22 protein-coding genes and 1 pseudogene are annotated in these 23,876 nt (G+C 50.5%); 16 read left to right on the top strand and 7 right to left on the bottom strand.

Features of this window, described 5'->3' with window-relative positions; translation table 11 throughout:
* Positions 1-26: 26 nt before the first annotated feature.
* Positions 27-860: a hypothetical protein gene (locus BMZ51_RS21550; RefSeq protein WP_068006436.1), complete on the bottom strand. Its 834-nt coding sequence runs from the start codon at positions 858-860 to the stop codon at positions 27-29.
* Positions 861-1,081: 221 nt separating this feature from the next.
* Between BMZ51_RS21550 and BMZ51_RS21545 the strand changes: the two genes are divergently transcribed.
* Entirely contained in the window at positions 1,082-2,329 is a 1,248-nt protein-coding gene (locus tag BMZ51_RS21545) for a glycosyltransferase (protein ID WP_068006438.1), read from the top strand.
* Between the two features lie 94 nt (positions 2,330-2,423).
* On the opposite strand, the gene BMZ51_RS21540 is transcribed toward BMZ51_RS21545, so the two are convergent.
* Positions 2,424-3,680, bottom strand: coding sequence for an Hsp70 family protein (locus BMZ51_RS21540; protein WP_068006440.1), 1,257 nt, complete (start codon positions 3,678-3,680; stop codon positions 2,424-2,426).
* 322 nt (positions 3,681-4,002) lie between these two features.
* Between BMZ51_RS21540 and gmd the strand changes: the two genes are divergently transcribed.
* The 4 genes from gmd (at position 4,003) to BMZ51_RS21520 (ending at position 6,986) form a co-directional block, all read left to right on the top strand.
* Positions 4,003-5,064: a GDP-mannose 4,6-dehydratase gene (gene gmd / locus BMZ51_RS21535; RefSeq protein WP_068006471.1), complete on the top strand. Its 1,062-nt coding sequence runs from the start codon at positions 4,003-4,005 to the stop codon at positions 5,062-5,064.
* A complete protein-coding gene (fcl, locus tag BMZ51_RS21530) occupies positions 5,057-6,031 on the top strand; it encodes a GDP-L-fucose synthase (protein ID WP_068006442.1) in 975 nt (324 codons plus the stop codon). The genes gmd and fcl overlap by 8 nt, the downstream gene beginning before the upstream one ends.
* Before the next feature lie 141 nt (positions 6,032-6,172).
* Positions 6,173-6,517 (top strand): RidA family protein, encoded by a 345-nt coding sequence (locus tag BMZ51_RS21525; RefSeq protein ID WP_068006444.1) that lies wholly within the window; start codon positions 6,173-6,175, stop codon positions 6,515-6,517.
* 253 nt (positions 6,518-6,770) lie between these two features.
* Entirely contained in the window at positions 6,771-6,986 is a 216-nt protein-coding gene (locus tag BMZ51_RS21520) for a hypothetical protein (protein ID WP_068006445.1), read from the top strand.
* A 72-nt stretch (positions 6,987-7,058) separates the two neighbouring features.
* On the opposite strand, the gene BMZ51_RS21515 is transcribed toward BMZ51_RS21520, so the two are convergent.
* Positions 7,059-8,582 (bottom strand): CoA-transferase, encoded by a 1,524-nt coding sequence (locus BMZ51_RS21515; protein ID WP_068006447.1) that lies wholly within the window; start codon positions 8,580-8,582, stop codon positions 7,059-7,061.
* Positions 8,583-8,821: 239 nt separating this feature from the next.
* On the opposite strand from BMZ51_RS21515, the gene BMZ51_RS21510 reads away from it, so the two are divergent.
* From BMZ51_RS21510 to BMZ51_RS21485, 6 genes are all read left to right on the top strand, one after another.
* Positions 8,822-9,475, top strand: a complete 654-nt coding sequence (locus BMZ51_RS21510; RefSeq protein WP_208979622.1) for a YrbL family protein — start codon at positions 8,822-8,824, stop codon at positions 9,473-9,475.
* A gap of 277 nt (positions 9,476-9,752) precedes the next feature.
* Positions 9,753-11,042 carry an MFS transporter gene (locus tag BMZ51_RS21505; protein ID WP_068006450.1) on the top strand — a complete coding sequence of 430 codons (1,290 nt, stop codon included), beginning with the start codon at positions 9,753-9,755 and terminating at the stop codon, positions 11,040-11,042.
* 115 nt (positions 11,043-11,157) lie between these two features.
* Positions 11,158-12,315: an iron-containing alcohol dehydrogenase gene (locus BMZ51_RS21500; protein WP_068006451.1), complete on the top strand. Its 1,158-nt coding sequence runs from the start codon at positions 11,158-11,160 to the stop codon at positions 12,313-12,315.
* Between the two features lie 27 nt (positions 12,316-12,342).
* Positions 12,343-12,810, top strand: coding sequence for an acyl-CoA thioesterase (locus tag BMZ51_RS21495; RefSeq protein ID WP_068006473.1), 468 nt, complete (start codon positions 12,343-12,345; stop codon positions 12,808-12,810).
* A 186-nt stretch (positions 12,811-12,996) separates the two neighbouring features.
* A complete protein-coding gene (locus tag BMZ51_RS21490; RefSeq protein WP_208979621.1) occupies positions 12,997-15,435 on the top strand; it encodes a methyl-accepting chemotaxis protein in 2,439 nt (812 codons plus the stop codon).
* A 285-nt stretch (positions 15,436-15,720) separates the two neighbouring features.
* Positions 15,721-16,137, top strand: coding sequence for a S24 family peptidase (locus BMZ51_RS21485; protein ID WP_068006452.1), 417 nt, complete (start codon positions 15,721-15,723; stop codon positions 16,135-16,137).
* Here the strand turns inward: BMZ51_RS21485 and BMZ51_RS21480 are convergent.
* Entirely contained in the window at positions 16,134-16,382 is a 249-nt protein-coding gene (locus BMZ51_RS21480) for a hypothetical protein (protein WP_074882322.1), read from the bottom strand. The two genes, BMZ51_RS21485 and BMZ51_RS21480, sit on opposite strands and share 4 nt — an antisense overlap.
* A gap of 55 nt (positions 16,383-16,437) precedes the next feature.
* Here BMZ51_RS21480 and BMZ51_RS23960 point away from each other — a divergent pair.
* Positions 16,438-16,602: pseudogene (locus BMZ51_RS23960) on the top strand (DDE-type integrase/transposase/recombinase); the annotation flags it as partial.
* A gap of 742 nt (positions 16,603-17,344) precedes the next feature.
* Here BMZ51_RS23960 and BMZ51_RS21470 read toward each other — a convergent pair.
* Together BMZ51_RS21470 and BMZ51_RS21465 are read right to left on the bottom strand one after the other, a co-directional pair.
* On the bottom strand, positions 17,345-17,998 hold the full coding sequence (locus BMZ51_RS21470; RefSeq protein WP_068006456.1) for a glutathione S-transferase family protein: 654 nt from the start codon (positions 17,996-17,998) through the stop codon (positions 17,345-17,347).
* A gap of 87 nt (positions 17,999-18,085) precedes the next feature.
* The gene (locus BMZ51_RS21465; protein WP_068006457.1) at positions 18,086-18,871 is read right to left on the bottom strand and encodes a hydroxyacylglutathione hydrolase; all 786 of its coding nucleotides are present in this window, start codon (positions 18,869-18,871) and stop codon (positions 18,086-18,088) included.
* A gap of 231 nt (positions 18,872-19,102) precedes the next feature.
* Between BMZ51_RS21465 and BMZ51_RS21460 the strand changes: the two genes are divergently transcribed.
* Both BMZ51_RS21460 and BMZ51_RS24815 read left to right on the top strand, forming a co-directional pair.
* A complete protein-coding gene (locus tag BMZ51_RS21460; RefSeq protein ID WP_068006459.1) occupies positions 19,103-19,864 on the top strand; it encodes a GlxA family transcriptional regulator in 762 nt (253 codons plus the stop codon).
* Between the two features lie 31 nt (positions 19,865-19,895).
* Positions 19,896-19,976, top strand: a complete 81-nt coding sequence (locus tag BMZ51_RS24815; RefSeq protein ID WP_420848495.1) for a hypothetical protein — start codon at positions 19,896-19,898, stop codon at positions 19,974-19,976.
* A 438-nt stretch (positions 19,977-20,414) separates the two neighbouring features.
* Here BMZ51_RS24815 and BMZ51_RS21450 read toward each other — a convergent pair whose 3' ends face one another.
* Positions 20,415-21,404 (bottom strand): IS481 family transposase, encoded by a 990-nt coding sequence (locus BMZ51_RS21450; protein ID WP_068006460.1) that lies wholly within the window; start codon positions 21,402-21,404, stop codon positions 20,415-20,417.
* Positions 21,405-21,711: 307 nt separating this feature from the next.
* Between BMZ51_RS21450 and xrtT the strand changes: the two genes are divergently transcribed.
* Positions 21,712-23,172, top strand: a complete 1,461-nt coding sequence (gene xrtT / locus BMZ51_RS21445; RefSeq protein WP_068006462.1) for an exosortase T — start codon at positions 21,712-21,714, stop codon at positions 23,170-23,172.
* Between the two features lie 17 nt (positions 23,173-23,189).
* Positions 23,190-23,822 carry a VIT domain-containing protein gene (locus BMZ51_RS21440; RefSeq protein ID WP_161941217.1) on the top strand — a complete coding sequence of 211 codons (633 nt, stop codon included), beginning with the start codon at positions 23,190-23,192 and terminating at the stop codon, positions 23,820-23,822.
* Positions 23,823-23,876 lie beyond the last annotated feature (54 nt).

Raw genomic sequence — 23,876 nt, 5'->3', positions numbered from 1 at the left:
CTCTTACCCTTGACATACCGAAGGGTTCATTTGTGTTTTTGGTGCGCGAAAATTCGCAGCTCGGCATTCGGCTTTCGGGTGAGCAACTTTTCGGAAAGACCAAGGGCCAGAAGGAATGTGGCCTCCTGTATCTTTGGCGTAAAATGCATCTGAATGAGTACAGCTTCGAGCTGCGCCAACCGCAGTTCAGTTTTCTGCCGTTCGTGCAGCGCCGATACAAAACTGGAGAACTCCATCGGGTCCCGGTGCAGTTTCGTGCGCGCTGCATTGAAGGCGCTCTCTAAACGACCAGCTTGCAACGTGGTCTGGCGATAGGTTCTAAGTAAGTTTTGAAACCTTGCCGTTGCCTGTTGGCTACGGGTTCCCTGCAGGGAGGTGCTGTATAAGGCAGGGGTGATCACGGGTTGAAGCTGAGAGGGTCGTTTGCCGGTGAGCTCAGCGTATTTCGCGCGTGCTTTGTAAAGCTGCCTTTGAATGCGATTTTTCTGCTCGTTCATAGCCTCAAGTGATTGAAGATAAATTGCTCTATGCGTTTCCAACGCTTCTGGAGTTCCCGGATCTTGTTTGCTGGAGATACCTTGATAGGCTCCGGTAAATTCAATCATATTCTGCGTAAGGATGGCGTGGGAGCTGCTTTGTTTGTGTAGCTCTGCAAAAGCTTCCAGCACGACCACCATCCAAGTGTCCGTCTCCACCTTATGTGACCCAACGGAATGTTTGTGCTGAAGTTGGTACGCATCTTCTATGGCTTCGCGAAGTGTTGCTGCGTGGCTGGGGGCAATGAACATGGCAATCACCACGAGGGTGCATGACCAACCCGTCAAGACAGGTTTGAGCCGCCAATTTATTTTCTGAAACATGCCCGCTCCCCAAAGCAAGTCGCTAGACCCCGGCAGTACCTCGCCCTTAAAACAATGAAATCGATATCTAGGGAAACGGAAACGGGAGAAACTAACAATTCTGAAATAAGGGTATCGAAAATAACTAGATGAAAAAGACGGGGGTGCGTTTTGGGGAGTTCTTCGGGCCTAGCGAACCTTTACAGTTCAACTGAGTATGTTGATGCAGGTTGAGGCGTGTCATGAAAGTGGTGTTTTACTTCGGGTGGTCATTCGCCGAAACCGGTGGCACGCAGCGCGCTGTTTTAGCTATTGGAAGTGATCTGGTTGCGAAAGGCCATTCCGTTACGATCCTGAGCGATTGCCGGGAAATTGCAGAACCGTTTTATCCTTATGATCGCGCCGTGAAGATCTGGCATTATCTGGAGGAAACAGGGGAGACAGTCTCGCTTGAGAACCGGCACAAAGTGAGCGCGGTGGATGACGCCCAAAAGCGCAAGAAATCTGGGTCAAGGCAGCTTCAAAGAGTTCTTCCGGCCTACCGCCGGCACAGGTGGCAACGCCGCATCAGGGGCAGGCTTCCTGCGCTGCAACAGGCGCTTGAGCAAGAAAACCCTGATGTTTGCATTGTTTTCACGCCAGAATACGCCTCCTTGGTTGCAAATGCCTGTCCGCAGCGGTCGTTTCCTCTCATCCTGTCGTTTCGTAATGTGCCGGAATATCAATTTGACGAGGCAGCAGGCTTCCCAAAGGACCCGGTTGCAGGGGCAAATTTCAAGGACAATATTGGGAACGCAGATGCGTTTTCTGTGCTCATTCCCGAGTTTTCGCGGTTCCTTTCAGCACACCAAAGCAAACCCATCTGCTTCATTCCAAACGGTGTGCAGCTGCCAAGTGATCCAGCGCGGCCAGAAACCAGCCAGCAGATTGTATTTACAAGCCGCTTTGACAGTGCCAAACGACCGAAATGGTTGTTGGAAGCATTTGCAAAGATTGCCCATAAGTACCCACAATGGACACTGCATATGTACGGCTCTGGAAGTAACAGTGAGCAGGCAAAGAACATTTGCGCGGCGCTAGGCCTTTCGCAGCAAGTTAAATTGCATGGTCCTCATAGGGATTTGAGCGAAGCCTACTACAAGGCATCCATATTTTGTCTTCCATCGCGCTATGAAGGGTTTTCAAACTCGCTGGCTGAAGCAATGAGTCATGGACTTGCCTGCGTTGCCGTAGATGATTGCATCTCAAATCGCGCCCTGCTGAAAGAAGGAGTAGGAATGCTAAGTAAGGCAGGGGAGGGTAGTGAGGGCCTTGCAAGCGCATTGGATACGCTTATGGCCAATGACGACCTGCGCGGAGCGATGGGGGCAAGGGCGCGTAGCCAAATCTCTCAGTTCACTCCGCAACGTGTTGCGGATGGCTGGGACGGCTTCTTGAAGTCTGTGGTCGCTGACTACCATCAGATGCACGCAGGCATCAAAGCCTCCTGATGCATGTGAACATTGTGCTTGGCAAAGCAAGCCAGCGCCTTAATCCCTCAGAGAGTGTGCAGCTGAGCGGGAATAAAGCGCCTGTCAGCAAGCGCTAAGCAAACTTACGCCGGGCATCTGCTGCCAGACCCAGGCCAACGGCCCCAAAAACATCACCTTCAACAACAGAAGCGTTTGGCATTAGTGATTTGAAATGCTCGCGTAGCATTGGAATGCGCGTTGTTCCGCCCGTTAAAAACATGCTGTTGATCTGATCTGAGGTTACGCCTGCTTTCTTCAGTGCGTCCTGGATTGTGTCTTCAATCTTGCCGATGGAAGCTGCAATTGCAGCGTGGAAGTCAGCGCTCGTGACCTTTGCCAGAACGTCTTCTTCTTCCAGCTCGATTTTAACCGTTGTGTGGTCTACCGAGGACAGGTCGATTTTGGCTTGTTCTACGCGGGTTGCAAGGGCATGTCCGTGCTTGGCTCTGATAACTTCGCGCAAGCGCTCAACCAGGTGCGGGTTTGATGCCTCGCGCCTTACTTCACCAAGCTCCCGCAAAATATTGGGAGCGTAGAGCTGGTTGATAAACTGCCATGTTGCCAGGTCGAAATAATACTTTGACGGCAATGCACGTTTGCCGTCTTTCGTTAGCGTTTTATAGCCCAGTTGCGGCATGACCTGCGACAGTGACAGCAAACGGTCAAAATCTGTACCACCAATGTGGACACCGGTGTTTGCAAGGATGTCATTGGAGCGATCTGCTGCGTTTTTGCGCTCTGGCGATACCCGGATAACCGAGAAATCGGCCGTACCACCGCCAATATCCAGCACAAGTACAAGCTCTTCGCGCGTGACAGACTGCTCGTAGGCAAGCGCGGCTGCAATCGGCTCATACTGGAAGGCGATGTGCTTGAAGCCTTCTTGGCGTGCGATCCCTTCAAGGGTGTCTTGCGCAGCGCGGTCGGCAACATCATCAGCGTCAACAAAGTGCACGGGACGACCCAGAACCACTTTGGCAACGTCTTCTTGCATATGGTCATCCAGCTTACGCTTCAGCTGGCGCAGATACAGGGCAATGATGTCTCTGAAAGCCATCCTGCCGCCCATAACTGCCGTTTTTTCCTGAATGAGGGAGGTCCCCAGCACGCTTTTAAGCGATTGCATCAACCGCCCTTCGTCGCCTCTGATGTACTCTTCCTTAGCGCGCCGGCCATAAACAATCTGCTCGTCTTCAAAGTTGAAGAAGATTGCTGAAGGCATTTCGGGGTGGTTCGGCTCAAGCATTACAAGCTCTGGGCTTGCACCGGAATATATTCCGACAGTCGAGTTTGAGGTGCCAAAATCAATTCCTGCGAACGCGCTGTTCATTTTTTTGACCTCTCATAATGCGCTGGATCGTGCGAAGCTAAGCTGCGCCAGACGAATGACCGCTAAATAGGGAATTCCAAATTCGGGTTGTCTCACCAAGGACACTTGGGAGGGCGGGCTAATTAACCCGTTCCCAGAGCGATTACCAGCGATTTTTGACAGAGTTTGGATATCCTTGTGGGTGATATGGGAAGCCTCATTTAAAACATCAGGATACGAGGTGCCCAGAGAATGCAGTGGTGTGTTTTCAGAGTTGCGGGAAAAGCCCAAAAGCACCTAGCCTCACCTTCTGGTTCCTCAAAATTCTGAGCGTGCGATGGCCTTGCAAAAAACAGCATTGATAACAGGCGTTACAGGACAAGATGGCGCTTATTTGAGCCGCTTTCTGCTGGAAAAAGGGTACCAGGTGCACGGCGTAAAACGCCGGTCCTCCAGCTTCAACACCAGCCGCATTGAAGGGATCTATCAAGACCCGCATGAGGACGATGCGCGCTTTGTGCTGCATTATGGTGACCTGACAGATGCGACCAACCTGATTTCTATTATGCAGCAGGTGCAGCCAGACGAGGTCTATAATCTCGGTGCTCAATCTCATGTGAAGGTCAGCTTTGAAACGCCGGAATACACAGCAAACAGCGATGCGCTTGGTGTTTTGCGCCTACTTGAGGCAATACGGATTCTTGGGCTGCAAAAGAAAACGCGGTTCTATCAGGCATCAACCTCCGAATTGTATGGGCTTGTACAACAGGTGCCGCAAAATGAAGGGACCCCGTTTTATCCGCGTTCGCCCTATGCCGCAGCAAAGCTTTACGCCTACTGGATAACGGTCAACTATCGGGAGGCCTATGGGCTTCATGCCTCCAATGGCATTCTTTTCAATCATGAAAGTCCGCTGCGTGGCGAAACCTTTGTTACGCGCAAAATCACCCGCGCAGCCAGCGCTATCAGTTTGGGTTTGCAAGATAAACTTTATTTGGGCAACATCGATGCCATGCGCGATTGGGGCCATGCGCGTGACTTTATTGAGGGCATGTGGGCCATGCTGCAACAAGATAAGCCAGATGATTATGTTCTTGCAACAGGCACTGAAACATCGGTTCGTCAGTTTGCCGAAATGGCGTTTGCTGAATGCGGTCTTTCCATCGAGTGGCAAGGACGCGGGGTCGAGGAGAAAGGCATTTGCGTACACACAGGGCGCACGCTGATCGAAATTGACCCTCGTTATTTCCGCCCTGCTGAAGTCAATGAATTGCTTGGCGATGCAAGCAAGGCGCGAGTTAAATTGGGCTGGACAGCACGGACCCCGCTCAGATCCCTTATTGAGGAAATGGTGCAGGCTGATCTTGAGCAGGCACGCAAACAAAGGGTTCTGGAAGATGCATGATCTGACCAGTACCAGATTTGAACTCACCGGCAAAAAAGTATTCGTTGCAGGCCATAACGGGATGGTGGGCCGCGCACTCGTGCGCCGTTTGCAGAACGAGGAGTGTCATTTGTTGACGGCTTCCCGGGCTCAGGTAGAGCTTACGGATCAAAGTGCCACACTGGCCTTTTTGCAGGAGGCAAGGCCCGATGCCGTCATTGTTGCAGCGGCAAGAGTTGGCGGGATTTGGGCCAACAATGAGTACCCGGCTGAATTCTTGTATGAAAACCTTGCAATTGAGACAAATATCATTCGCGGGGCATTTGCAAGCAAAGTGCAAAAACTGCTCTTTCTGGGGTCTTCGTGTATTTACCCCAAGCATGCGCCGCAACCCATTGAGGAAGAAGCGTTGCTCACAGGGCCATTGGAGCCCACCAATGAATGGTATGCGATCGCCAAGATCGCGGGTATCAAACTGTGTGAAGCGTTTCGTGTTCAATACGGCTGCGATTTCATTTCAGCGATGCCCACGAACTTGTATGGCCCCGGAGATAACTTCGATTTGACGAGCAGCCATGTGTTGCCAGCACTGGTGCGCAAAGTCCACGAAGCCAAACTGCGTGAAGCGCCTTACGTTGAAGTCTGGGGCACTGGTGCCCCGCACCGCGAGTTTTTGCATTGTGATGATTGCGCGGATGCTCTCGTGTTTTTGCTCAAAAACTATTCGGAGCAAAAACACATCAATGTCGGGTTCGGCGCGGACATCGCTATCTTAGACCTAGCGCACAAGATCGCGGGTATTGTTGGGTATCAAGGCCGTATTGATCAGGATCTTTCCAAACCAGATGGATCGCCTAAAAAACTCATGAACTCAGATCGTCTCAAACAACTGGGGTGGGCTCCTTCCATTTCACTGGACCAGGGCATTTCCCAAACCTATCAATGGTTCTTAGAGCATAGCGCTGAGACGGAGGTTTTGCACGTTTAGTCAGCCAAGGGTGAAAACTCTTGGACACACGCAAATGTCACAGTGAATTTGCGTGTGGTTTAGGTCATGTTATCTCGCTGAAACTGGGCGTTGTGGGGGAGGATTTTCTGACCCAAGACCCAAAAGGCAAGGGATAGAGACATGATTGAACGTATGCACACCAAGCAGCGGATGAGTAAGATCGTCAAGCACAACGGAACAGTGTATTTGTGCGGGCAGGTGGGCAGGCGCGGCGATAGTATCAAGGCACAAACGGCTGAATGTCTCCATCGTGTGGACGAATTGCTCACGGAAGCTGGCTCAAGCCGTGACCAGATACTACAGGCAATTGTCTGGCTTTCCGATATGCGTGACTTTGCAGAAATGAACGAAGTCTGGGACGCATGGGTACCAGAAGGGCAGGCACCAGCCAGAGCTTGCGGCGAAGCCCGTCTCGCCTCTCAAGAACTTCTGGTGGAAGTCATTGTGACTGCAGCCTACGATTAACAACAGTATGTGCCCTTTGCCTTAGCTTTGAGCGGGCAAGGGGCATACTGTATCCATTTGCAGTGCCTGAAGAACATTGAGGACTTCCGTTTTCCCGTTTTTGTCAATTCTTGCAATAAACTTATATCCCTGAGCACAAGCGGCTCTATGCTTTTTATGTGCTCACGGTATTGGGCAGTGGCGGGCCGTCCGCCACCAGACGTGAGCGGAGTGGAGCTGCTGAGAAGAGGTAACGCATCTTTTCAGAGGTTCGGTGAAGCGCACTTTGAGCAAGGCCGCGTTGTTCAAGATAAATGGGACCGGTCTCAACTGGGCGCTCTGCGGTGACAGGCAACTGGTATTGGCGTCTTTAGAGGCAGAGTTGGTACTTTGCAAAAATGCTCGGGCAGGGCGGGCAGCCGATGCCGCAGATATTAGCTTTGATCAGCAGGCGCACGCACCGCCTGTTCGCCTTGCCACACCCTTTTAAGAGGGAGGCCGTATTAACACCGCTTGGGAGACTGAGCTGTTTGTTTATGTGCCAGAAACTGGATTTAGGCTGCTATAGAGCATTGAAAATATGCTCTGGCATTTTGCGTTGTATGTCGACCTTGCAGGCGAACCCCATATGGGCCAGTACATCGCGTTTGGCTTTGATACCTGGGGCTGTCTCTATCAAAATCAAGCCGTTGGGGCCGAGCTGAAACACTGCACGTTCGGTGATGTAAAGGACTTCCTGACCGTTTTTGCGTGCGTTGACAGCGTTGAAGGTGATATGCTCTGTGCGCTCCACGAACTTTGTGTGTGACCCATTTTTAACAATTTTCAGTTTGTTTTTGCTATATTTGACTTGTGTATCAGCGCCTGTAAATAGCCCGCAGAAGACCAGCTTACGTGTGTTTTGTGAGATGTCGATAAAACTGCCCGGGCCAATGACTTTGCCATGCACCTTGGAGATATTTACATTGCCACGATGGTCGACCTCACTCATGCCTAAAAAGGCAATGTCCAGTCCACCTCCGCTGTAAAAATCGTATTGATCCAATGAGGTCAAAAGCGCCTCCGAGCCGCGTGCCGCCCCATAAAGCGTATCGCCGAGCAGTTGTCCGTTGTGGTGGCCCTGTTCGCAGGAAAGCCATATCTTCCCCACCAGCTCATGATGACGGTCTGTTGACCGCATTCCCGCAGGAATTCCTGGGCCAACATGGACAGCGGCATTTTCAATCAATTCCTGCGCTGCTCGTTGCGCAATAATTGAGCGGGCGAGGTCATGCAGTGGGCTCTGGATTCGAGGGTGAGAGGGTTTGATCGCACCGCTCAAGGCTGGGCTGTAAGGTGTATCATAAGCTATGGTTTGTGCGGGTGCTTCCACCAACGCATCTATGAAGACACCCGGCACTGTAACAGATCGGGCTGGCAGTGTACCCGCTTCGACGATATCGCGTATTTGCGCAAAGCAGTGACCACCACTGTTGTGCGCCGCCATCGCCAGATGAAGGCAATCCAGCGTAACGGCCTCCTCGTTCAGACTAATGTTGCCTTTCAAATCAGCGACTGAGCCGCAGATAAGGGCAAGGTCAACCTTGAACGGCCGATACCGCAGATACTCCCGGCCATGCAGGTGGAGTAACTCGACCAGATCGTGTTTGCACGCCGTACTGCATTTTCCGCCGCTTTGCCTGGGGTCGACAAACGTGTCTAAACCTGTGGAGGTGATGAGCCCTGACCGGCCAGCACCTACCTCGCGAAGTAATTGCTGGATGACGCCAGCGGGCAGGCAATAGGCCTCGATCTTGTTTTGGTAGACCAGTTTTTGCAGGGAGGGGGTCCAGAAAAGCTCGGAGGTGATGATGCCACGCAACATTCCTTTGTGGGCAAACCGGTTCAGCCCGCGTTTACCTCCATCACCAATCGACAAGGCGTTCACGATAAATAGATTTTTGGGATGCCCGGTGGAAAGGAACCGCTGCTCAATTGCTTCCAGTAGGGTTTCTGGTGTGGCCAGGCCCCACCCGCAGCCGCTAACGACAATTGTATCGCCATCTTGAACAAAAGCAGCGATTTCTCGGGCACTGCAAATCTGCATCCTTTTGGTTCCCGGAGCTTGTGAGCATTTGGGTTTGCAAGCAAGAGTATGGCTGAAACACTGAAAAACCGGGTTAAAGTCAAGGCCGAGGAAATATTACTCATTAGAAACAAAACCTTAAGCACATGAGGTAAGATTGGTACTTTTCAAACAAGTTTAATTTGATATGTAAGGGCCTCAAATTTTCAGAAAAGACTGGTTTTAAATTGTCATTGCCGCAGGAAAGTCAAGTATATCAGGTGGGTGAGTTTATCCGTGGTGGCGGATTTCGCGATACTTATGAGTGCGCGACTGACACAACTAAAATGCTGAAATTCGATCGATACGAAGAGGGCACCCGGAAGGTGAAAACCAGAGGGAAACTGAAGGACCTCTTTCGCAAGGTGCGGGCCAGGTTTGGTTACAAGAAACAGCGCTTGCGTGGCAACGAGGATGAATTGCAGGGATGGCAACACATTCGTGATGTTGGGCTGGCGCAGCACAAGTCATTTGCGCAAGTCTACGGCATGGTCGAAACAGATCGCGGCCCTGCGTTGCTTACTGAGAAGATTGTGAACTTCTGGCATCCTGAAATTAAAAGTGTGCGCCAATATATTGGTCGCTACGGGCGTGTTCAGGATGAACAACTTGTTCAGGCACTCATTGAATATTTTAAGGTCCTGCGTACTCACCATGTTTCCTGTTTTGCAGACCGGCCGGAAAATATGGGTATCGTCCTTGATGAAAACGGGAAGATATACATCAAGTGCTTTGATGTTAAGCAGTACCTCAACCATCAGCTCCTTCCGCTTCATAAGATAGAATATTTCAGTAAGAAGAGGATCGTACGACGCTTGGATCGTCATCTGGACATGTTGAGCGGTGAGAACGCTGGCGACGGCAACAAGATTTAAGAGTTCGTTATACCTCTGACCTTCCCAAGATCGCAGTGTAATTTCTTGCAGTACACCTGATCTGAAGCGGTTTGTTTACCTCTCGCATTGAGCTTATCGTGAGCTAAACGCATCAGGGCCTGAACAAATATTATAACGGAAAAATCTTCATCTATAGCTGCCTTGTATTTGGGCTGTAGTCGTTTAAGTTATCGGAATTATTTTTCTTTCCGGCGCTGTGCTTTGAGCGCCTATTTTACTAGTTTTTACATCTCTACGAAATTAAGTAGGTACTAAAATGCAAGGTGATGCAGTAAATACCTCGATTCTTGCCCTATTTAAGCTGAGTGCATTTCGGCGTTTTGTCGGCGTTATTGTTCCAGCCGCATTCGCGGATTGGATCGACTTTATTGCGATTATGGCACTGGTAAGTTACAGCTGGGGAATGGGGGCGAGCGAAGTCTCAGCCGTGCTTATGGCCGTGATGCTGCCGCGCGTAGTGTTTGGGCTGCCTGCGGGCGTGCTTGTTGACCGATTCGGGGCTGGTCCTGTGTTGATCCTGGGCCTGTTTATCCGCGCCGCCGTTATGCTCAGCATGTTCTTTTTTGCGCAGGGTCTTTGGACACTTCTTGCACTGGTCTTTCTAAAGGCAACTGTGTCAGCGACGTTCATGCCTGCCCAACAGCTGGCGATTAAAAAGCTGGTGCCTTCAAATATGCTGACGCAGGCGGTTAGCGTAGACCATTTTGTTATCCAGTCCACCAAACTGTTTGCGCCCTTGGTAGGGGGAGCGTTGCTTGCGATCTATAGCGCTCACCATGTATTTTTGCTGAGCAGCACGCTTTTTTCGCTCGCCGCTTTGATCTGTATTTTCCTGCTAAGTCCACTAGGGCGCGCAAGTGCTGGGGAACAAACAAAAGAAGAGCAAGAACAGGTGAGTATTCTTAAAGAGTCAAAAGCTGCTCTTGTCTTCATCTGGAAAACACCGCGTCTTCTGCTTGGCATGGAAATGATTTGCCTCTTTATCTTCAGCGTCTTTCTTTATGAGGCAGAGTTACTTCTCCTCTTTAAAGAGACCGGGTTGCGAGAGTGGGATGCTGGGCCAATTATCGGTGCTATTGGAGTTGGTGGCCTTGTTGGGACTTATCTGACTGCAAAAATCGGAGATCGCGTCAATCTACAAATGCTGATGTCTATTGGTTTGTGCCTTGGAGGTCTGGCGACAGCTGTTGCCGGTTGGCTTCCATTCAGCCCAGTACGTTTTGGGCTTATTGAGCAGATGGGAATTTGGTTCTTTGGCGGTATGTTCTCCAGCATCATCGCGGTTCCCTATGGCGCAATTCTAGTGAGGCAAACTCCAGAGCGGCTGATAGGGCGGGTTTCGTCAGTGGGCGATATGATGCAATCGGGTCTGACCCTGCTTGCAATTCCTATTGGAGCATTTTTGGCAGAGCTGTGGTTTGTATCTATGCCGTTCTTTGCCGGCGGCATGCTGATGGTAACAGGTGGTGTGGCTGGACTATTTGTAAGTGCAAGCATTGCCAGAAAGCCAGAAGTTGAACAGACGGTTTCTCAAGAGCTGGTGTGATGTATTGGCATTAAAACTAAGACTTTAATTGCGCTCGACCTTGCGCAATGCTTGAGGCATTCTCGTTGCATTGCCAAAAACCTGCAATTTGGGGAAAGCAATATGGGGGGATGAGATGTCAGGCTTTGTTTTTAATACATCAGCCAGTGTTATTTGTGAGCCAGGTGCAGTTAAAAAACTGGATGAACTAACACTGAAAACGGTTGGCAGACGCGTTTTGCTTATCACAGATAAAGGGCTGGTGGGAGCAGGTCTGATTGCACCTGTGATTGCACGGTTGGAAGCTGCGGGCATTGATGTCGCGGTTTTTGATGAGGTTGTGGCCGACCCTCCAGAAGCAATCGTAATAAAGGCGGCGCAAACTGCTAAGAAACAAGGGGCAGAGGGTGTTATTGGCCTTGGAGGTGGGTCTTCGCTCGATGTGGCCAAGCTTGTTGCCTTGCTCGTTGGCGGAAGCGAGCAACTCGCCGACATTTATGGTGTAGGTATGGTTAAGGGGAAAAGACTTCCCCTTATTCTTATCCCAACAACAGCGGGTACGGGATCTGAAGTCACACCCATCTCTATCATCACAACAGGTGAAGCAGAGAAGAAAGGTGTGGTGGCACCAGAATTACTGCCAGATGTGGCTGTTTTAGATGCAGAGCTTACGCTTGGGCTGCCCGCTCATGTGACAGCGGCGACGGGCATTGACGCCATGGTGCATGCAATTGAGGCTTACACGTCAACCTCTGCAAATAATAACCCGCTCTCTAAGGTGCTTGCAAAAGAAGCCCTGCGCTTACTCGGGGCAAACATCGAACAAGCGGTAAATCAGCCTCAAGATAAAGATGCGCGCTCAAACATGCTGCTTGGCTCTATGCTAGCGGGGCAAGCCTTTGCAAATTCACCAGTGGCAGCGGTGCACGCTCTTGCTTATCCAATTGGCGGCATTTTTCATGTTCCTCATGGTGTTTCCAATGCGTTGGTACTGCCACATGTGATGCGCTTTAACCTGCCAGTCTGTGAACAGGCCTATGCAGAACTCGCGCCATTGGTCTTCCCGGAGCTTTCTGAGGTTCCTGCTGAAAAACGGGCAGGGGTATTTATCGACCGTCTAGCAGAGCTTTCAAAAGTGCTTGGTCTGGAAACCAAACTGCGCGAAGTGGGAATTGCAGAGGAACATGTGGTTAAGCTTGCAAGCGAAGCGATGAAGCAAAGCCGCTTGTTGGTGAACAATCCGCGTGAAGTGAGTGAAGACAACGCCTTGCAGATTTACCATCAGGCGCTTTGAACAATGCAGCGAGAAAAAAGAGAGACCATGGCCAAGCCCAGCAAGCCCAGCAAACCAAGCCCGCATACGCGCAATGATTACAAGTTCTTCAGCGACGTTCAAACGCGCTGGGAAGACAATGACATTTACGGCCACGTGAATAATGCAGTCTACTATAGCTACTTCGACAGCACTGTGAATGCGTACTTGATTAAAAACGATGCGCTGAACATTCACGAAGGAGACGAGATTGGGCTGGTCGTTGAATCAGGGTGCCAATACTTCTCCGAGATTGCCTACCCGCAAAAGCTGGAAATCGGGCTTCGAGTGGGCCACCTAGGCAACAGTTCGGTCCGCTACGAGCTCGCATTATTTGTAGAAGGTGAGCAAACCTCTGCTGCCCAAGGTTTTTTCACTCACGTGTATGTTAACCGTGAAAATCGGAGACCTAAAAAGCTCTCTGACCATTTGCGGAATGCACTTGTTAGCCTGGTTGAGGGGCCCGCTACACTTTAATTATTAAAAATATAATGAATAAAGCTATTTAGGGTAAAATTATGTGAAATGCATAAGAGGCTAAAAATTTCAGAAAATCTTCTTTTACTGCCTTATTTACCTACCAATTAACTACTGGTTGAGATTTACACGCATAGGATACCTGTAAGTCATGGGCAACGACTTTTGTTCGGGAGAAATAAGGTCATGAAGCGGGTCCTCCAGCTTTTTACTAATTTACGTTTGTCGATGAAGATCGGTGGCGGCTTCATTATAGTTCTTTTGCTTTTCGCTGCTGCTGGCGGAATTGGTTTCTTTTCAATCTCCCAGCTTACGAAGCAGACTGAGATGACGAACGCGACGATGCGTTTGATGCAAGGCTTGCATGACACGACATCAGCGCGCGAGACGTACCTGCGCAGTTTGAGTAAGTATGATGCAACGGCTGTAACAGATGAACTGGACCTGCTGGATGCAGACCTTCAGGCGCTTCACGAGCAGGTTGTTGCACAAGGGAAAGATGGCGCCGCCTTCGAAAAGACTGATGAGAGCGTACGTTCGCTTAAGGGACTTTTTGGGCGCGTTCGAATGGCGAGCGACATTCAGGAATCTCAGATCGCTAAAATGATGTCGGCTGTTGCCAATCTACAGGCAATTGGCAAAAAGGTTCAGGCAGATATCTCGAAGCTTGCAAGCGAAACAAACGAGCAAGATAATCTGGCCAGAGCGCAGTTGAAGGATGCTGATAAGGCTGGGCGTCTTGTGGCGGGAATTCAAAGCCAAGCGCTGAATATGCGATACTACTTTGTGAAGGCGACTACAACTTCTGAAGAGGGCGCATTACGAAACACGCTCCTTAATGCAGCCAAAGCACGCCGAGACATTAAAAAACTGCAAGCCATCGAGTTGGCCTATCTCGGGCCTGAGGTGATGAAAAGCCTTGCTGATGTATCCGATATGCTTGTTGAGAAGCTGAAGGCACTGGGTGTTTCAGAAGATTTTTCAGAGATGTACTCTCTGCGCCAGGACATAAGCGCCGGGATCGACGTTTTGGCAGATACCGCTCAGTTGGTTATTGGCTACACATACCGTTCTATCAATGACGCCAATGCGAAGCAGAGCGAAGCTGATGAACGCAAACAACAGGTCGATGCAGCCCTTGCAGCCCTAGCAAGCGTGACCCGCCAAACCTATGCCGTTAGTTCTTCCTCACTTTCCTTCCTGCGTGCAGGTTCTGGGGTCAAGTCAGAGGAAGTGACAGCAGAGATCGATCGCCTTGGAGCTGCGGGCCGCGAATTTACGGCTAACATGAAAGAAATTGAAGGCGGCATCAGAGCCTCAAAGGATGCGATGGTGCAAATTTCTGCTATCCGTTCCGGTTTTGGTTCCATGGCAAATGGTAAGAAAGAGCTCGCTAGCCTTATTTCTAACCTGACCGAAGAGTCTGAAACCGTCCAAGGGCAGATCATTGAAATTGCTGCCGTAGAAGCTGAAAATGCGAGCAACGCTGGTGAAATTGCAAAGAACCTTATTGCGACAACAGGCGCGATTGGCCTTGCTCTGGGTGCTTTGATCGCCTTCGGTTTATCTTTGGAAATCGCACGTCCAACCAAACGCTTGACCAGTATCATGGAGCGTCTGGCGCAGGGTGATACGGATGTCGAAATCACTGGCGTACAGCGGCGTGATGAGATCGGTGATATGAGCCGTACTGTTCAGGTCTTCCGTGACAATGCAATAGAGCGCGCACGTTTGCGCAAAGAGCAGGCTGAAGTTGCAGAAAAAGACGCGCAACAGCAACGCGAAATTGAACAGTTAATTACCGAGTTTAGGACCACAGCGACCAACTTGCTTTCATCCGTGAACAATAGCATGGGCGAAATGGGTGAGACAGCAAGCGTGATGGTAAATCTTGCAAGGGGCACGTCTGACCAAACAGAATTGGCTGCAACTTCCTCTAATGATGCGGCTAATAATGTGCAGATGGTGTCTGCGGCAGCTGAAGAGCTGAGCAGCTCGATTGAAGAGATCGCTCGTCAAGTAAGCGCAACCACTTCTGTCGTTGCAAAAGCCACTGAGAGTGCGCATCTTTCTAACGATCGTATTAATGAGTTGGCCGACGCAACCATGAAAATCGGTGAAGTCGTTGGGCTTATCCAAGCCATTGCAGAACAGACGAATTTGCTGGCGCTGAATGCGACCATTGAAGCTGCGCGTGCTGGCGAAGCAGGCAAAGGCTTTGCAGTGGTTGCAGCCGAAGTGAAAGAGCTGGCAAACCAGACATCTAAGGCGACTGAGGAAATCAGTTCCCAGATCTCTGCAATTCAGAGCTCTACGTCTGATGCTGTTACCTCCATTGAGGGCATCTCTCATACAATGGACGAGGTATCGGCGTTTACATCTGCCATTGCAACAGCTGTTGAACAGCAGGGCGCTGCAACGACTGAAATCAGCCGTAACGTGCAAGAGGCCGCCATCGGAACTTCGAGTGTGAATGAAAATATGTCGCTCGTTTCCGAGGCTGTGAACGAAACAAATACTGCATCCTCACGTGTTCTTTCCGCCTCAAGCGAAGTTACTGAAAACACCCGTGCATTGGGCACGAAGGTCGATAACTTCCTGACAGCTGTCGCCAAAGTCAGCTAACAACGGGTAAATTTAAAACAAGAAAGGCAGCTTCAACAATGAAGCTGCCTTTCTTGTTTTAAAGCTCATATTGGGGAAGATGGTTCGTCGATTTTGAAATGTTGCGGCGATTACCTCCTAAACCATGAAGTAGTCGGCCTATTTCATGATTTAGGACGCATATTGAACCTCGATTTCCTATCAAGCGCTTTCTTAAAACGAAGGATGGTAGGATTTGCGAAAGCCTCTGGATTTTCCCCGTCGGGGTTTCTCCGCGTCCTAAAAGGAGGTGAACCGGGCCCTCAAATGCTCATATCAACTTCAAAGACCGCCGGTCTTGATTTGAATGAGTTGGTTTTGGGCGAGAGTTCGGCCAATTGTAGCAATGCTGCTGAAGGAGCGAGTGTCATCTCGATTCCACGTGTTGATATTCAGTTAGCAGCTGGCTGCGGTGCGTTGAGTGGCGATAGCATTGAGAAAGTAGAAGATATACCGTTCACAAAAGACTTCTTGGGCGGAAAACTGGGAAGGTCTTCTACAGATGGCTTGATCATCTTAACAGCGGATGGAGACAGTATGGATCCGGTCATCGCTGACGGGGGGCTGGTTATGGTCGACAAAAAGCGCAATACGCTATCAGATGGCGTCTATGCCTTTGTCTACGGTGGCTTGGCCCCTGCAAAATATACCTTTGCACAACCCTTCAGGGCGATATTGAGTTAAGCAGCCAAAATCCAATACATAAAGATTAGCTGCTTAAACGCGCAGATCTTGAAGATTTTCATATCATCGACAAAGTGGTGTGGCGCGGCCGCCGCTTCAGTTGAGTGGGCTTTTAAAAACACCACTTTCTTTTGTTCATTTTTGACCGTTATAAGCACACCTAAGCGACCATTTTGAATAGATTTTGGGCAGCACTGTGCAAAATGATTTTTCCTATCCAAAACAATATAGTTTAGAAGTTTCAATGGGCTAGTCCAACTTCACCCGCCTGTACCTCTGTGCAGAATAACAGCCCCCACAATCTACCCGTATCTGCTGAGTGATGTGGAGGTTTTAAGACCCAATCAGGTCTGGGCCATCGACATTTCCTATATTCCTATGACGAAGGCTTTCACCTACCTGGTTGCTATCATTGACTGGTACTCGCGCAACGTTCTGAGCTGGCGGTTATCAATCACCATGGAGGGGTAATCCCCATAGGCGCTAACTTAAGGGATAACTGATTGATTTTATGTAGTTTTTTCAATTTTCTTTGGTTATGCTCCGCTGATAAACTATGGTCCTGAAAGGGTGTTCTGTGATCCTTACCTAAGGTTCGACTTGGATCGAGGTACTCCCCAAAAGAGCAAGTTTTCAACTTTTGATCAATCTCATTCAGCATGTCAAAAAGGGCGGCAAGCGGATATTTGCTGCACTCTGCACCAAAGGCAGTACGCGGACAGAGCTGCCTTTCGCTGCAGTGCAGAAACTCAGGTCAACATCAAGCCATTGCTGACGTGGTGAGCCATTACCCGCCATTCGCTGCACCGCGAGGACTCAGGTCAATGAGAGGCTACGGCTGGCGTCGAGGGTCACTACCGGACACCCGAGTGCTTCCATCAGAGGTTGAGCCAGCTCGACCCGAAGGCTTTGACAGTCGCTAGCAAGAACGCTCTGTGATCACTTGAATGGCCCCGAGCGGCCATTTGTTACGCTATCAACTAGTGACGATTCTGCCCAGATAGGGAGTGGAACAAACTGGATGCCGCCGGGTGCTATGAACGGCGAGGCCGGCCCAAAACCGCCGTTCACATCACTTGTTTTCAGGCCTGCGTTCAGTTTCTAATGGCAAAGGCCCAAGTTCGAGAACGCTCAGATACAGAAAAGGCATTGATCGGAAACCAATGCCTTTTCTGTATCTTCTACGCTGTCACGCTTTGGGTCCGCCCTACGAAGCTTGCGCCATTATCGCTTGTCTTAGTTTATCCTCTTCAATCAAAGTGGACATAAAAGCCGGGTGGGCTTTGCCACGCTGATAATACGCGGCCATTTGGGGCCACTTCGCTGCGTCGATTTCATATCCACCATATTCTGCGTTGATAAATGGAGACAGGAGGCTGATATCGGCCACTCCCAATTCCCCGAACAGGAAGCCCGTGTCTGGTACGTGGCTTTCCAAGTAGTCCAGGATCGGCGGAAGTTTTTCGGTGATGGCGTCATCCACTGCCGCCTGATCGGTCGGACGTTTGAAGTAGTAGGGGTTCGCCATCAGTTGAGTGAAGATTGTCCCGCAGGGCGGGAACACAACCGACCCGCCATATTCGGTGAACCAGCGACTTAAGGCACGGTTCTTGGGTCCGGACGGCATCAACGAGGTCTCAGGGAACTTCTCTTCCAGATATTCCATGATGACTGCGGAATCGGAGAACGCAAAATCGCCGTCTTCAAATGCGGGGATCATGCCACGCGGGCTGATTTTTAGGAATTCGGGTGTGTGGGTTCCGGGAAACACCTGGATGTTTTCAAACGCGATGCCTTTGGCATTCAGCGCAACGATCACCTTGCGGACATTGGGTGACATAATCAGGCCGTGGACTTTCATGTTGAGTTCCTTTTTGAGTTGGGGTGTGGTTGGTTCTTGAAAATGGGGTTACTGGCACGCGTTACCTGAATGTTGCGCGGCGGATATTCACCAATCGTCGCGCAGGCGGCGCAGGGTGACAAAGACCGTTTCCGGGTCATCATTCATGTCCGGGAATTGCGCCTTTAGAGTTGTTTTAATTGACGGGCTCTCGCTGCGGAAAAACGGATTGATTTGCTTTTCCATAGCCATCGTGGTCATCTGTCGTTTGTGAGGGCTTTGGGTCTCAAGGTCGCCCAGCATTCGTTTGGCGAGGTCGTTGTCGGGTTCTACGGAAAGTGCAAAACTCAGATTGTTAATGATGTAGTCATGGCCGGGGTAGACGCAGGTCTCGTCAGGCAGAAGGGCCAGCTGATCTACAAAGGTGCGGTACATATCATGCGGGTCTCCGCCGAACTTGCAGTTGCCAGACCCGGCGTTGAATAAAGTGTCGCCGCTGAATAGGGAGGGCGCGCCGATTTCCGACAGAAGGCAAACATGCGCTCTTGTGTGGCCTGGTGTGTGTAGAACATGGAGTTTGACCGTTGTACCAGCTTCGACCGCTTGCCCGGCGAGCAGTGGAACAGAGGCGTTGGGAATGGTCGCCATGGCGGTCATGTGGGCATGGATTTTGGCGCCGGTTGCCGCGACTATCTCCGGATTTCCCTGAATGTGATCGTAATGCTCATGGGTATTCACGATTTTGGTGATTGTTAGGTTTTGCCGCTGCGCCTCAGACAGACATTTGTCTGCATCCAACGGGTCGAGCACAATCGTCTCGCCCGTCTCTTCGCAGGCAATCAAATGGCAATAGTTGCGCAGGCTGTTGCCCATATAGAGGCGCGTAATTTTCATCTGTTTCCTCGTTCGCTTGCCGCCAGACCGTTGATGATCGCGTGGCCTTGCAATTGAACTTAGAAGGTGGAAAATATCTTCGTAAGCGCTATTTTTGACAAAAAAGGTCTGATTGAGACAAGGCTGACAAAAAAAAAAGTTGTAATTCTTGCGGCAGAAAACAGTGTGCCGTCGTCGATCGCGTCACCGATGGACATTTTTTTGCAAGCTGGCGTGTTGTAGAATGTGGCGATGGGAAATCGACCGAGCCCCTTGTTCGAGGTCGAGGGTGTAACTGCGGATGGAAAACCGGTCACGGCGATCAATCATTTTCCGGTCATCCCGAGCCGTGCCATGGATGACGTTGACGACGTCGATCTGGTCATCGTCCCGTCACAGGGGTTTTTCTTTTATCCGGCAACAAAGGATCACGGGCAGCGCATTGATTGGCTGAAAGATATCCACGGACGTGGTGCAGATCTCGCCAGCGTGTGTGCCGGAGCGTTTACCTTGGCTTCCACGGGATTGTTGGACGGTAAAACCGCCACCACACATTGGAGCATGTCCAAACAATTTAAGAAGCAGTTTCCAAAGGTCGACCTGTGCACCGACTTACTAGTCACTGATGAGGGGCACCTATTTTGCGGCGGCGGCATTTCGGCGGAGTTCAATTTGTCGCTCTATCTCATCGAAAAGTATTTTGGTCGCGAGATTGCCCTGCAAAGCGCAAGATGCACATTGGTTAATTTGGATTGCATCACTCAATCGCCATTTGCCGTATTCACCCCGGAAAAGAACCACAGCGATAAGCTGATACTGGATGCGCAGGACCACATTGAGCGGAGCTATCAGAGCGTCGTGGACGTGGAGGCTATCGCCTCTGGGACGGGTATGAGCGTGCGTCAATTCAATCGGCGCTTCAAAGCAGCCACCGGTGAGGCATTTAACGGTATTTGCAACTTTTTAGGATCGAAGCCGCCAAAATCGATCTGGTCAACACCACTCTTCCTTTGAGGAAATTTCAATCAAGGCAGGCTACGAAAACGTGAGCTTCTTCAGAAGGCTATTCAAGAAAAACACAAGCATAACTCCTGCCGAATATCGGCGCAGGTTCGAAAATCAATGAGAGCTTGTGTGGCAAATCGAACTCCGAATTTTCTGGCTCCGGCCATTGGAGCCGACTGCCCCATACGATTGCTATCCACTCTCCGTGCCGGCGGCTGGCAGGCTTAGTAATCACTGAGCGCGTTTAGGGATGGCTGCAAAATCCTCCCCACAAAATCATACAACTCTTGATGGAACCGCCTGAATGTCAGCTCCTGGCTCTGATTACAAGCTGGTTAAGGTCAATCCTAGATTGACGTCTGGCTCTGGATGGGGCTGATCCGTGACTAGGCCAACGACAGCTTTGGTAACACAGCGCCATGCTGCACCAGCCAGGAGCTACTCTCCGATTAGTGAGTAATGTGAGCGGGACGCGTTGATAGCTGCAACAGCGTTAGTACATGGAATGCTCCTTGTAACGCGAAACACAACGTAGGGTTCTAAGTGAACTTTGATGTACCTAGTTGTTAGGTCCCGTGAAGAGATGGTCTGGATGCTTTTTAAACCTTTCGGGTTCCTTTATCCATTGCTGAGCGATGAATTGGGCTGGGGTTAGCCCTTTGAGTGTCTTGAGGCGTTTGGCAAAGTTGTAAGCGCTGACAAAGGCAGCCAGATGGGTTCTAAGCTGGTCGTGGGTCTCATAGTAATAGCGGCGCACAGTGGCTTCCTTGATCGTCCTGTTCATGCGCTCCACCTGCCCGTTGGTCCAGGGGGGGGTCGGCTTTGTCAGGCGGTGGTCAATGTCATTTTCGGCGCAAACCAGATCAAAGCCCACGCATAAAAACCGTTCCTCTCGCGCCAGCATGTCGTTAATCTGCGCAACGCTCCATCCTTCCCCTTTGGGATCGGTGAAATGAACGCCGTTATCGCTCAACACTGTGTGGATTATGTAAGGAACAGCCTCAATCAGGCGCTGCAAAAACTCCTTGGCAATCCGTCTCGTCGCCCGCTCATGTAATTCCACGAAGACAAATTTCGTTGTCCGGTCAATGGCAACGAACATATGCAGTTTGCCTTGTGCAGTGCGCACCTCAGCGATATCGATATGAAAATAGCCAATGGGATAAGACTTGAAGCGCTTCTTCGGCTGATCACCACCAGCTGTCGGCAGGCGGGAGATCCCGTGGCGCTGGAACAGCCGGTGAAGTGACGAGCGCCTCAAATGAGGGATTGTCTCTTGAAGCGCATAAAGACAGTCGTCAAGCGGCAGCAATGTATGCTTGCGAAAGGCAACGCACAGAGCCTCTTCCTCCACCGACAGAACCGTTGAGCGTGGTGTCCTGGGCCCCATGGGCAAGTCTTCTACACTGGCGCGGCTGCGCCACTTCATGACCGTTTTCGGGTTGAGGTCGTACTGCTTGGATAGTTCCGTGATCGTAGCTTGCGATCGCTGTATTGCCGCTCTGACAGCGTGAGTGGTCGTGGCGCTGCCGTGTAATAGCTGTCCCATAATCCCTCCCGAGTTGATGAAACGCACTCTAAACTGATTCCATCTCTCCTCGGGACTAAACTCCTAGCAAACAGTAGCAACGATTCGTGCCCCTGCGGTTCCGGCAAAAAGTGCTTTGGTGCAAATCCCATGTTTTGTTGACCTGTTCGCAACTAATGTAAGTCGGGACTTATGATTGCAGGCCCAACCGATTATGTTTGCATGTCAGCACAGATAGCGCGTTTTCTTTAAGGCATTAGTGCAGAATGCTGAAAATCTGCACTAATGGTGAGTAGGTTCTGCAAACCGGGTTGGCACAACGGTTTGCATGAAACACTTTATTGCAAATCATCAGTTTACAGCTCTGGGGTTTGGTCTCGCCTCAGCCATTCTAGCCTTTGAGCCAGCGCTGTGGCTGATCAGAACCTGGTTCGATCCATCCTATTCTTCATCGGGGGCCATCTATCTTTTTGTGATAGGTGGTTTGCTCCTGTGGTCTTTGAGTAGCCCAATTGAACGAGACACAGGCAATCATCGCCAGACTGTTGTACTTTTGTTGGTTGCATCCGCGTTTATCCGGCTGATCAGTCAGGTCTTTGCCATCAATGTTGTCGGAGGGCTAGCACTTGCTATTGATGTTTTTGCTATTGCTACTCTACTTAGAGTAGGAGAGCGCCAGCGAGCGTTATCTCCGCTATGGCTCTCAGTACTGTTTCTATTTTCACTGCCAATTGAACGCATTGTGCAGCGCTTACTGGGCTATCCTTTACAAGAGCTCTCAGCAGATATCTCCTGCCTTCTGCTCAACGGGATTAGTGGCAACCTTTCCTGCAATGGTGTACGGCTCACGCTCGAAGGCAAAGATGTCCTGGTCGATTTGCCATGTTCTGGCACCTCAAGCCTAATGTTGAGCATGGCATTTATTGTGGTGCTCAATGGAGTTTATCGCCCACGGTTGCGCACTGCGGTGCTTTGGAGCTTTTTGACGCTTGCTTTCAGTGTTCTGGGGAACTCCATTCGCATTAGTGCGCTGGCTATGGGTATTGCCTATCCGCAGGTGGTCTTCGGCCATGATGTGATGCTGGAGCCTTTGCATAGTATTGTTGGCTACCTCACCCTAGCGCTTACACTATTGCCTATACTTATCTTTTATCGGCCTAAAGCCTCTCATCGTGTTGTGTCTGGCGATGCTGCTAAACCTCTGACCATTCCAGCGGTGTCTCACAGGTATCTCGCGCTTGTCTTTGTTGCAGTCGCAGTGCTGGTTGTCAGTCTACCCAGACAGGCCATTGATGTGGCGAAAGCCACTGAGGCACCTTCTTTGCCCATCTTCCTAGATGGAGTGCTTGGACAGGATGAGCCGTTACTGCCTGTCGAAAAGCGTTATCTTTCTGCTTACGGAGGATACGCTGTCAAAAAACGCTATGGCGCACATGCGCTGACACTCGTGCATACCAGTTCTCCGTTGCGCCATCTGCATGCGCCTGATGATTGCCTGCGTGGACTAGGGTACAAGATTGAATTTCTCGGGTCACGTTTTGACCCCATGCCAACGGCTCTTTATCGAGCAACGAGCAAAGATGGTCAGCAATGGCAAGTCTCCGTCTCGTTCGTCTCAAGCAACGGCGATGTGACCCATAACGTTGCTGAAGCAATCTGGATCTGGCTGCAAGCCCCCTCCGTTTCATGGACCAGCATCCAACGTATTTCTCCATGGCAGACCGCTGCTTCCACCGAAAAACAGTTTGAGGCAGCGGTTGTCGCTGCCCTCGATTTCCCAAGACCATGAAATTTGAGGATGATCTTATGTTTAAACCTGCTCGTTTTATTCCTGTCTTTCTTGTTTTCGTATTTGGCTTTGCTTCATCCAGTGAGGCTGCTCGTCCTGATGCGCTTGCGCAAAAGGCAGGAACTGTTGTTGCAAATCTCAATGGACGGAAGATTGAGTTACCGTTGCTTTCTGCTCACTACGACGTAGATATTGTCGGTGACATTGCTCACGTCACACTTTCGCAGACGTTTCTCAATCCAAACAGTATGCCACTTCATGCAACCTATCTGTTTCCAATGAACCAGAAGGCTGCCATTCATGCGATGGAAATGGAACTGAATGGCATGCGTATTCAGGCGCAAATCATGGAAAAGAAGGAGGCAGAAGCGACATTTCAGCAGGCGAAAGCTGAAGGCCAAGCTGCGTCGCTGCTCACTCAACATCGGCCTAACATGTTCACGCAAAATATCGCCAATCTGATGCCGGATAGTCAGGTCACTGTACATTTGCAATACACGCAGTCCGTACCGAAGGTTGATGGCGCTTATGAGCTGGTGGTGCCGATGGTGGTTGGACCACGTTACGAGGGCACCCCTAACAATCCGGTTCTCCCTGTGGTGAATCCAGGGTGTTATCAAGTTAACTTTGGCTCCAGCTCCGATTGGTAGTTGGGCAACATGACTTGTGCTCCGATCAGTTACAAACGCCATCGTTTTCCACCC

The sequence above is a fragment of the Pseudovibrio axinellae genome, from assembly GCF_900110875.1.
Classification (GTDB): domain Bacteria; phylum Pseudomonadota; class Alphaproteobacteria; order Rhizobiales; family Stappiaceae; genus Pseudovibrio; species Pseudovibrio axinellae.
This window is presented reverse-complemented; position numbering and strand designations above follow the sequence as displayed.